Annotated in this window: 1 pseudogene; it reads right to left on the bottom strand. The window is 53.8% G+C overall.

The features are described from left to right. Positions 1–715: pseudogene (locus CWB99_RS24320) on the bottom strand (hypothetical protein); the annotation flags it as partial.

Below are 715 nucleotides of genomic sequence, written 5' to 3'. Positions count from 1 at the left end.
CTCGTCTGGCGCTTCCGTCAGCAAGTCTGCTTCGGATTCAGCCTCAGGCTCTTCTTCTAATAACCCATCCAACTCGTCTGGCGTTTCCGTCAGTAAGTCTTCTTCAGGTTGGGCGTCATCCACTTCTTCAGGCAATCCATCCAGCTCGTCTGGCGCTTCCGTCAGCAAGTCTGCTTCGAATTCAGCCTCAGGCTCTTCTTCTAATAACCCATCCAACTCGTCCGGCGTTTCCGTCAGTAAATCTTCTTCAGATTGGGCGTCATCCACTTCTTCAAGCAGTCCATCCAGCTCGTCTGGCGCTTCCGCCAGCAAGTCTTCTTCGGATTCAGCCTCAGGCTCTTCTTCTAATAACCCATCCAACTCGTCTGGCGCTTCCGCCAGCAAGTCTTCTTCAAGTTCGGCTTCAGGCTCTTCTTCTAGCAACCCATCCAACTCGTCTGGCGCTTCCGCCAGCAAGTCTTCTTCAGGTTCGGCTTCAGGCTCTTCTTCTAGCAATTCTTCCAGCTCGTCCGGCGCTTCCGTCAGCAAGTCTTCTTCGGATTCAGCCTCAGGCTCTTCTTCTAGCAACCCATCCAGCTCGTCCGGCTCCTCCGCCAGCATGTCTTCTTCAAGTTCAGCCTCGGGCTCTTCTGCCAGCATGTCTTCTGCGGGTTCGGCCTCAGGCTCTTCTTCTAATAATTCATCCAGCTCGTCTGGCGCTTCTGCCAGCATATCT

Origin of the sequence: Pseudoalteromonas rubra, from assembly GCF_005887095.1 — a bacterium.
Lineage (GTDB): Bacteria > Pseudomonadota > Gammaproteobacteria > Enterobacterales > Alteromonadaceae > Pseudoalteromonas > Pseudoalteromonas rubra_E.
Note: the sequence above shows the minus strand (reverse complement) of the source record. Positions and strands in the feature narration are given on the sequence as shown.